Below are 7,335 nucleotides of genomic sequence, written 5' to 3' on the forward strand. Positions count from 1 at the left end.
CGCCGAAGCCGTGACCGTGTGCAGCTTGAGCCCCTTGGGCATGGCCTGGGTCGAGGAAGCAGGCGCCGCAGATGCCGTCCCGGAAGCGGCCACACCCCCCAGTGCAGCCATCAGTCCAGCAAGCACCGCAGCCACTGCGAGACCAAGGCGCGAACGCAAATATGACATGTGCAAACCCTTCACCGATTTTCGGCTCCCCTTGCAGGTGAACCTTGGATGACTTGAGTTTGCAGATTTGCTCTTGCGAATGTCAATGGCGTTGTTGTCGGTTGCCCGTGATCACTTGCGGCCGGTCCGGGGCTGCCGGCCAAAAGCAGGCAGGCCGCCCCTCGACGCCTCGCGGGCAGCAAAAAACCCCACCATCCGTGAGGACAGTGGGGCTCAGTGGCTACTGCTAGCCGAGTCGCGCCAGCTCAACAAGACCGACGAACGCACTCTTGCCGATCATCAGGACAGGCCCTCCGGGCGTCTTACTGTCCCGCACCGGAACGACCCCATACTCCGCCGCATACGCCGGGTGCCACTCCACGCACTCACCGCCGTTGTTCTGACTGAACGAACTACTACGCCAGCCGTCCGTTGTGACCGTGTGATTGCTCATGAATAGCGTTCCTTCTGGATGTCGGTGATCAGCTCGGCTGACTCGTCCGGCGGTAGGGCCAACGCCGTCAGGAGATCATAGGCATCGGTCGCCCTCGTGACGTCCTCCGTTTCCGCGAGGAGGTACCCACGGGGAAAGCCGTCAACGTGCACCACGTCCTGATCATCCGGGAACGACAGGATGCCGAACGGTGAGGCCCACCCGTGATGCTGCCCCTTGTCCGGGACGACTTGCACCCGGTGCCGAGGGGTATCCGCAAGCTTCAGCAGGTGCCCCATCTGCTGATGCATCACTTCACGGTCCCCAACTTGGTTGGTCAGGGCCGCCTCGTTCAAGACGAGCCAGAGGCGCGCAGGATCGGTTTCGCGCTCCAAGATCCGCTGACGCTCTATCCGTCCCGTAACCAGGCTCTCCAGGTTCGAGGGCCGCCCCGTCCGCAGCACGGCACGGGCGTACCTCTCCGTCTGCACCAACCCCGGACAGAGCTGAGGATGAAACATCCGGACCACGGAGGCTTTCCACTCCAGCGACACGTAGCGCTGGAACCACCCCGGGAAGGCATACCGCAGAGCTAGCGGCCACAGCCGCTCGAAGCGCCCATCAGAGCCGGGGAAGAGACGATCACAGGCGCGCGCAAACTCCAGCGACGGAGTCCGTTTTCCCGCCTCGATCTTAGCTACCAGGGAGTAGCCGCACGATGCTGCCTCAGCTAACGCCTCGCGCTTGATCCCCCAGCGCTCACGCTCAACCTGCACTTCGTTGCCGAAGAACGTAAGCGGCGTGGCTGCTGGGTCCGGGGTCACATCTTCCGCCTCGACTGTCACGCGTACGCCACCCACTTTCTTGGACAACTCGCCGTGTCCAACTGGACACTTAACACTGTCCAGCCTAACCCTCTGTCGCACCGCCATCACAGTGCCGAAGCTGTTTTCAGGACCAGACCACGGATCGCAACACCGTGAGGAATCCCTGATGCACGAGGCACCGAAGAAGATCGAACCGAGGGCAAGCGAGAGCAAGCGCAGCCTTGGGTTTCGAACGGACGTAGACACCTCTCGCTACGACTCCATCGCGTCGTACCCGCCGTGTCGATGCGGGGCAGCCATCTGCCCGGACCGAACCACGACGACCACGCCGCAGACACGCCGGAGGTCTGACGACGTTCGTGCACGAGCGCGGGAAGAGAACGCCCGCCGCTCGTTCTACCGCCAGACGTACTAACGCCCTGGCGGGACCCTCTGACCGGTCCCGCCAGGACTCAGCCGAGCAGCTACAGAGGAGCTGACGACCTGACATGCAGATTATCCGCAATTCCTTACGCGCGTTATGCGCTCTGCTCATCCGGCCCAGGCATGGCCGCCACGCCATATACAGGCACGCCATCCGGCCGGATCAGGTACGCGACCTTCAGCAGACCATACGAAGCCCATGGGCCCAGCCCTGGCAGAGCCCCAGCAGCGCGGACGCACGTGCTCTGTTCGCACAGGATGAGCGAGAGATGACCCTCCCTCTCCGAAGGGTGAGCAGCGATGTCCGCCGCGTGACCCATCGAATCGCCTTCGACCAGCTGAGTGAATCCACTCTTCAGACCGCTCGGATACAAGAGGAACGCCGCCGTGCCCTCTATCTCGCGAGCTACGGAAAGGAATACCCCTATAGCTACCCCGGGGCACCTTTCCCGCGCGACTCCGAGCAGGAGGTTAGGAGTGCGTAAAAGGAGGACCCGGCGCGAGTTCACCGCCGCAGTTGCGCGAGTCATTACCGATCGCCAACAGATAAGCGCACGGGCCGAGGCTGGCGAGAGCGTGAGAAAGTTGTCCGCCGAGTATTCGATGGACCGGCATTGGATGGCCGCACGTCTGGACGAATGGGGAGTGGCACGCCTCCCGAGACTGAGAAAAGGCGTACCCAACAAAGCCCCCTATGTTCGGTGAACATTCCTGGAGATAGGGAAAGCGGGAATGCTCCGCACTCCCGAGATCAAATGAAGCGCACACAGAGAGGAAATCTCGCATGACCGCAGTAGCAAGCCACCAGCGCACCGGTTGTTCCCTGGTGAGCGATGAACTCTTCAGCAGCATCACGGAATTCGTGGTGGCCCACTTCGGACAGGACTGGGAGCGCGCACGCCTCCAGACGGATCAGGCATTGGCGTTCGTGGCCACCGCCGCCACTTCGTCGGTCCCCATGATGCCGAGTGACGACGTGGACCACGCATTCCACGCGTTCATCCTGCACACCAAGGAATACGCCGACTTCTGTCACGCGCACGCAGGGCGGTTCATTCACCACAACCCGCGCCCCGGGGGCAAGGGACGCCCGTTCGATGCAGTGACAGCCAGCGCCAGGGCCATGAAGGCAGCAGGGTTCCAGGTCTTCGATGACCTGTGGACCGTGAACGGCCAGAACGCCGCGCAGTGCGATTCCGATGACGGGCGCCCGTACGGCGCAGCCTCAACGCACTAGGTTCGTGCCACCAGCCCGGAGCGTGCCGCCTCGCATCCAGCGGGGCGGCACCGCCACGTAAGGAACCCATTATGCGCGCACAGAATTCACGGGTTATTCCCGAAATCGTCCGCGACCACATTAAGCCGATCACCGAAAAGGAGATCGTGAGCCGTCGCGGCTCAACTGTTTGGCGCTGCACCTCCTTGACCGGGGAGCACGCAATCAAGATCGGTTATCCGATCGAGGCTACTACCGAATGGCCAGCCCAAGAATGGACGGCACTAGCTCCAGCACGAGAGGCTTTCGTACTGCGCGACGTCCTAGGCCAAAGAATCGCCTTTGGCGAGTGGAGCAAGGGCACGTGGAATGTGCAACCTTGGCGCACAGGGGTGAGCCTTTACGATCTATGGGCGTCCAACAGGAAGAGCAGCGCCCTGCCGAGCGCCCGTGAAATTATCGCGTGTTGCGAAGCCCTGGACAGGTTGCACTCAATGGGTTGGATTCATGGCGACGTTCAACCTGCACATTTGATCGTTGCGGGAACTCGCACCCCTAGAGCTACACTAATCGACGTAGCTCTAGCTCAAGGAAAGTCGGTTCCTGAGAGATTCGATTTTCCCTACCGGGGATGCCTCGTACATTACGAGGCTCCAGAGATCTCGGAAAGCGTACTTTCGGGCGGAAAGATTACGCCCACCCAAGCCTCAGATGTTTATGCGCTTGGTGCATCACTTCTGATGAGCCTTACCGGCCAACGCCACGTTGAGTACCCAGACGACGCGTCACGGTCAGAGCAACGCCGCGCCATCGTGAGCAGGAGGCACCGGCCGATCTCCGTCCCCGGATCGATGGGGCGACTCATCCGTGCGATGTTGCAGCGAGTCCCGGACGATCGTCCGAGCGCACGTGACGTAGCCGTAGAGGTAGCTGGCTGGGAGACGTAGCGGAGGGCAGCGGACCCGGGCCCCCATCAGCGCGAATGGACTGGTGGAGGCTGCTCTTGCTCCCAGCACCCCCGACTAGGTTTAAGTGATGTTCGTCGTCTTCATCATCGGCATGTTCTGGAAGCGCGCCTCGATGAAGTCCGGTGTCTGGGGGCTCGTCGCGGGCACCACGGCCGCGATGGTGAACTACTTCGTCATCTACAAGCAGGGGATCATCGACATACCCTCCGACCAGGGCGCCAACTTCGTCTCCGCCATCGTCGGATTCGTCGCCGGTGCGGTCGTCATGGTCGCCGTCACCCTCTTCACCGCCCCCAAGCCGGAGGCCGAACTGGCCGGTCTGGTCTACGGGACGGAGTCCCCGGACGCCGACGAGGTGCCCGACGAGGGCGACAGCGCCTGGTACCGCAAGCCCGCCCTGCTCGGCTGGGGCGCGATCGTCCTCGCCACCCTCTGCTACCTGCCCTACTCGCTCTGATCGGAGGCACTCACCATGTCCGACCTGCACAAGGAAGTCTCCGAACTGGAGCGCAAGTCCGCGACCGCGGCCCGGCTCTTCGACATCCGGCGGATCATCGGCGGTCTCTTCGTGGTCTACGGAGTGATCGTCACCATCGCCGGCATCAACCCGTCCGAGGCCGACCTGAAGAAGGCCGAAGGCGTCCACATCAACCTCTGGACCGGCCTGGCCATGCTGGTGCTCGGGCTCTTCTTCCTGATCTGGATGAAGCTGCGCCCCGCCCAGGCGCCGGAGGAGGCCCCCGGCACGCCGGAGAGCTGACCCGCACCCCGCGGGGGCCGGGCGATCACGCGTTCACGCGAGGCCGCCCGGCCCCCGCGGTGTTCCCCCCGCCGCCCGGTCGAGCAGTCCGGTGCGGGCCGCGAGGGCGGCGGCCTCCAGCCGGGAGCCCACACCGAGCTTCATCAGCACCCGCTGCACATGCGTGCGCGCGGTGCTCGGCGCGATCCCCATGCCGGCCGCGATGAGCCGGGTGTCCTCCCCCTCGGCCACCCGCACCAGCACCTCGACCTCACGCGGGGTCAGCATCCGCAGCAGCCGCTGCCCCTCGTCGTCCGGCTGGGCCACCGGGTGCAACAGCTCGGCGAAGGCGCCGCGCAGCAGCTGCGGGGCGACCGCGACCTCCCCCGCCCGGGCCTTGACCATGGCGCGTTCGACGCCCTCGATGCGCTCGTCGTGGCGGACGTAGCCGGCCGCTCCCGCGGCGAACGCCGCGGCGATCCCGCGCGGGCTCGGGACCGGGCCGAGCACCACCACGGCCACCTGCGGGCGCTCGCGCCCGATCCGTACGATCGGGTCGAACACGCCGGGTTCGGCGGGCGCCGCGGTGCCGAACAGGCAGACCTCCGGCGCTCGGCTGACGACCAGCTCCGCGGCCCCTGACGTCGGCGCGGCTGCCGCGAGCACCCGGTGCCCACGCAATTTCAGTGCCGAGGCGAGTGCCTCGGCGAGCAGACGGTGGTCATCGACCACCATGAGCCGCACGCCCATCGGAAAAGCCCCCATGTGTACAGCGCTGTACCGCTGTGTGACTCCGAACGGGCCCCCCGGCCCGTCTGACCCGGCAAGTTACACGCTTGTTCGACGCGGCGCGCCCTCTCCTGGGCATAAGCCCCCCAGAATGCCGAATTCTGCTTCATTCAGGGCTACTTGCCCGCCGGAAAACGATCGGCCCTGCCGGTCGGTTGATCGACCGGCAGGGCCAGCGCGTCCGGCCCGCGAAGGGGCCGGGCGGGTCAGACGGTGCTGAAGGAGACGACGAGGTACTGCTTGTCGTCCAGCGAGCTGGACTTGCTGGGCTCACTGACCATCTGCTCGGAGATGAACAGGCGGCCCTTCTCGTAGAGGAATTCGGCGTAGTCGGTGGAGAAGCTGGTCTCCGCTTCACGGACCGCCTCGTCGTCCGGGTTGACCATCAGCACGGTCTCCTCGAAGGTCGAGCCGTTGATGGACACGATCTGGCCGCCCTTGTCGTACGGGGGCTCCTTGTACGCGATGACGTTGGAGCCGTCCATGCGCAGCGGGGTCAGCGTGTAGCGGTCACCCGCGTCCGCCTTGCCCCCGACGAGCTTGCCGGTGGTCAGGTCGAAGGCGACGATCTCGTTGGTGTCGCCGTACTCGCCGCCGCCCTCGTGCTCCTCGGTCGGCAGGTAGATCCTGTTGTTGCCGACGGCCAGGGAGCTGCACTTCTCGACCTCGGTGGAGCCGCACTCCGCGGCGTACTTGTCCGCGTCGGCCGAGATCCGGACGATGAGCTTGCCGGTGGCCGCGTCGAGGGAGAAGAAGTCCGAGATGCTGCTGCCGTCGCCGGCGGTGTCGCCGACGTCGGCCGCGACGACGAGCGGCTTGGTGGAGACGATGCTCGCGTACTCGACGCCGGGCGGCATGTTGTACGAGGAGAGCGGTGCTCCCGTGGTCGGGTTCAGTGCCTGGACGGTCAGCTGCGGGTCGTCGTAGCTGCCGCACTTGCGGACCACGGCGAGCGCTTCGCCGCCGCCGTAGCCCATGTCGTAGCAGTTGTCGGCGTCGGCCTTCGGCCTCCAGAGCTCGGCGCCGTTCGCGAGGTTGAAGGCGGCGCCGCCGTTGGTCCCGCCCGCGGCGACCGTGGTGCCGCTGAGGGTGACCTCGCCGAACCTCACGGGCTCGTCACCGCCGGCCGTGGAGGTGACGGACTTGCTCCACATGAGCTTGCCGGTGACCAGGTCGAGCGCGCCGATCTGGGTGCAGGAGGGGTACTTGTCCTCGGCGGTCGGCTTGCCCTCCTGGAAGGCGACAGCCGTCTTGTAGTCCTTGCTCATGTGACGGGACGCGGCACAGACCTGGCCGGTCAGCGGGATCGACCAGAGCTTGGTGCCCTTGGCGAGGTCGTAGCCGGCGATCTCGTACACACCGGTCTTCACGTACGCCTTGTCCGTGACCCAGGAGCCGTCGACGACGGTGGTGTCGGTGACCTTCGGGTGGGGGAGCTGGAAACCGACCTTGGACTTGGTGTCGGCCGGGGCCTTCTCGGTGCCGCCGGCCAGGCCGCCGCCCTCGCCGCCCTCGCCGCCCTTGCCCTCGCCGCCGTCGGTTCCGGCCGAGGACGCCTCGTCCTGCTTGCCGTCGTCACTGCCGCTGGAGGCGTAGATGAATCCGCCGCCGACGATCAGCACCACGGCGACGGCCGCGGCGACGATGATCTGCATCCGGGTGCTGAACTTCTTGCCGCCGCCGGGCCGGGGTGCGACGTACTGCGGCTGCATCGGTGCGGTCGGATAGCCGTACCCGTGCTGCGGAGGCACCCCGGGCTGCCCGGGGGGCGGCGCCTGCGGGAAGCCGTAACC

The 7,335-nt window shown here is 65.6% G+C and carries 7 protein-coding genes and 1 pseudogene; 4 read left to right on the plus strand and 4 right to left on the minus strand.

The features are described from left to right. Positions 1 to 394 precede the first annotated feature (394 nt). Both VN520_RS02575 and VN520_RS02580 read right to left on the minus strand, forming a co-directional pair. The gene (locus VN520_RS02575) at positions 395 to 601 is read right to left on the minus strand and encodes a DUF397 domain-containing protein (RefSeq protein ID WP_325745176.1); all 207 of its coding nucleotides are present in this window, start codon (positions 599 to 601) and stop codon (positions 395 to 397) included. Next, positions 598 to 1,425, minus strand: a complete 828-nt coding sequence (locus VN520_RS02580; protein WP_325745177.1) for a helix-turn-helix transcriptional regulator — start codon at positions 1,423 to 1,425, stop codon at positions 598 to 600. Before VN520_RS02580 ends, VN520_RS02575 begins: the two co-directional genes overlap by 4 nt. A 1,189-nt stretch (positions 1,426 to 2,614) precedes the next feature. Here VN520_RS02580 and VN520_RS02585 point away from each other — a divergent pair. From VN520_RS02585 to VN520_RS02600, 4 genes and pseudogenes are all read left to right on the plus strand, one after another. Next, a complete protein-coding gene (locus VN520_RS02585; protein ID WP_325745178.1) occupies positions 2,615 to 3,067 on the plus strand; it encodes a hypothetical protein in 453 nt (150 codons plus the stop codon). A gap of 71 nt (positions 3,068 to 3,138) precedes the next feature. Then, complete coding sequence (locus VN520_RS02590) at positions 3,139 to 3,993, plus strand: protein kinase domain-containing protein (RefSeq protein ID WP_325745179.1); 855 nt, start codon at positions 3,139 to 3,141, stop codon at positions 3,991 to 3,993. Between the two features lie 88 nt (positions 3,994 to 4,081). Next, positions 4,082 to 4,471, plus strand: a pseudogene (locus VN520_RS02595) (Na+/galactose cotransporter); the annotation flags it as partial. A 15-nt stretch (positions 4,472 to 4,486) separates the two neighbouring features. Further along, a complete protein-coding gene (locus VN520_RS02600; RefSeq protein ID WP_325745180.1) occupies positions 4,487 to 4,774 on the plus strand; it encodes a hypothetical protein in 288 nt (95 codons plus the stop codon). A 33-nt stretch (positions 4,775 to 4,807) separates the two neighbouring features. Here VN520_RS02600 and VN520_RS02605 read toward each other — a convergent pair whose 3' ends face one another. Then, positions 4,808 to 5,503, minus strand: coding sequence for a helix-turn-helix transcriptional regulator (locus tag VN520_RS02605; protein ID WP_325745182.1), 696 nt, complete (start codon positions 5,501 to 5,503; stop codon positions 4,808 to 4,810). Between the two features lie 245 nt (positions 5,504 to 5,748). After that, a partial coding sequence (locus VN520_RS02610) for a PQQ-binding-like beta-propeller repeat protein (protein ID WP_325745181.1) occupies positions 5,749 to 7,335 on the minus strand: 1,587 nt, incomplete at its 5' end.

The sequence above is a fragment of the Streptomyces sp. genome (assembly GCF_035563135.1).
In the GTDB taxonomy this organism is placed as follows: domain Bacteria; phylum Actinomycetota; class Actinomycetes; order Streptomycetales; family Streptomycetaceae; genus Streptomyces.

Coding starts and splice junctions, on each gene's coding strand:
- VN520_RS02575 (WP_325745176.1), bottom strand. CDS start 601: ATGAGCAATCACACGGTCACAACGGACGGCTGGCGTAGTAGTTCGTTC.
- VN520_RS02585 (WP_325745178.1), top strand. CDS start 2,615: ATGACCGCAGTAGCAAGCCACCAGCGCACCGGTTGTTCCCTGGTGAGC.
- VN520_RS02590 (WP_325745179.1), top strand. CDS start 3,139: ATGCGCGCACAGAATTCACGGGTTATTCCCGAAATCGTCCGCGACCAC.
- VN520_RS02600 (WP_325745180.1), top strand. CDS start 4,487: ATGTCCGACCTGCACAAGGAAGTCTCCGAACTGGAGCGCAAGTCCGCG.
- VN520_RS02605 (WP_325745182.1), bottom strand. CDS start 5,503: ATGGGCGTGCGGCTCATGGTGGTCGATGACCACCGTCTGCTCGCCGAG.